The organism is Verrucomicrobiia bacterium, assembly GCA_035460805.1.
In the GTDB taxonomy this organism is placed as follows: domain Bacteria; phylum Patescibacteriota; class UBA1384; order CAILIB01; family CAILIB01; genus DATHWI01.
The window spans coordinates 1-1,792 of sequence record DATHWI010000090.1 but is presented as its reverse complement, the minus strand read 5'-3'; the positions used below and the strand labels follow the sequence as shown (position 1 = coordinate 1,792).

General features: G+C 54.3%; 1 protein-coding gene. It reads left to right on the top strand.

What is annotated here, in order from left to right; genetic code table 11:
* On the top strand, positions 1-1,714 hold a 1,714-nt coding region (locus VLA04_03435), incomplete at its 5' end, for a hypothetical protein (protein HSI20729.1).
* Between the last annotated feature and the right edge of the window lie 78 nt (positions 1,715-1,792).

Below are 1,792 nucleotides of genomic sequence, written 5' to 3'. Positions count from 1 at the left end.
TACTGCGGATATCGCTTCTATTAGTACGGGCATAGCCGCAAGCACTTGGACGTTCTCCTACAAGCTCCCTATCGCCGTCACCCTTAACGGCCCGTTCACCTCAGACACCCTGAATGGGGCAACCCTTTCCGTTGAACTTATGGATGGTGGCACCGTTATCTCCACCACCAGCCGCCCCCTCCCTTCCATAACCAACAGCGGGCTGACTGAAGAGATTGTGGTAAATACCACCAAGAAGACCCTCGCCGGATCCCTCAGCACCAAGGTTACCCTGCTCAAAGACGGTGAAGTTATTGATACCCTCTCCACTCCTCTGCGCCCAACCCTTGATACGGCAGGCGCTCAAAACAAGCTTGCTATTCTAGGCGGCACTATTCTTGCCCTCCTTGTCCTTTTGGCCGCACTGATTTGGGTTATTTCCCGTAAGAAAAAATCCAACGCGCGGACATACATTCCCCTCATGCTGGCCGCAGGGCTGTCCTTCTTCCTGGGCTACCAGGTAGTACAAGCAAGCCATGGCGTATACTCCGGAGCACCGTACTGGGGCCAGGTAATTATTCACGGCGGCGGTACCGTACCCCTAGAGGCTGACCACTGCGAAGATGAAGAGTGCAGTGAAACAACCCGCAGCAAGGTAGGTAGCTACACCGGCTCTCCTACGGACGCATGTATTGAAGCCCGTTATGCAACAAGCGACAAAGGCATCCATGTAGGCGCACCAAATGGTTGGGTAGGCCCAGACGGTGAAGGCGGTACTGGCGATGACATTAAAGCCTCAGAATGTGACACTCCCGAGGGCGGTAGCGATCCCCAAGCCACTGCGTGTACCGTAGCCTATGAAGACCTGGATATTCCTGAGTTCATTACACCGCTTCTTCGTGGCCTATTTGCAAACGGCACAGCCGTCTCTGGGACATATAGCGGCAGCGCTGGACCTGGCAACCAGTACAAGATTGGAAGCGCAGGCGTTGCCGGCATAGCTGGCACGGGGCCTGAAGACCCCCGGGACTTCTTTAAGTGCTCCGAGGTTGCCATCGGGCCTGAAGGCGCCAACTCGTTCTCTTCAAGCTGCGGTGGATGGTACCCCTCTCAGATTAGCGTTGGCTTTTCCCTCAAGAAGATAAGCTGTACCGAGAACTGTGGCGGACCAGGAATGAGCTACTTTTATGGTGGGCCTAAGGCTGACCTAGAGATTGACACCATGGAGACAGAATCCCCGGGCTGTAAGGAGGGTGAAACTATTCACTGTACCCATAACTGGGTTTACCCACCCATAGATTGTAATGGAGATGGCACCATAGGAGAGGGCATTGGCTCCGGCACGTCTGGCGAAAGCTCCGTAGGCTCCGGGTTCAGCAGCATACAGGTTGGGATAAGTTCTATCAGCACTACCGTCTCTACAATTTCCAGCTCTATTAGCAATCCCGGATCTGACCCAACCTCTAACCCAGGGAGCGACCCTACCAGTGACCCAGGATCTGACCCAACCTCTGATCCAGGAAGTGATCCATCTACTTCAGATCCAGGCTCTGACCCTTCGACATCTGATCCGGGTAGCGATCCTTCTACCTCAGACCCAGGTTCCGATCCGTCTACCTCTGATCCAGGAAGTGATCCATCTACTTCAGATCCAGGCTCTGACCCTTCTACTCCAGGCACGACAACCGGAAACGGTAAGGTCCTTAACTTTGGCCTCGGCAGTCGTCGCTGGTAACCTATTATGCGACACATGAAACTATCATCACGCCGCGGATTCACCGTTATCGAACTCGTCGTTGCAGCATCGGTCATT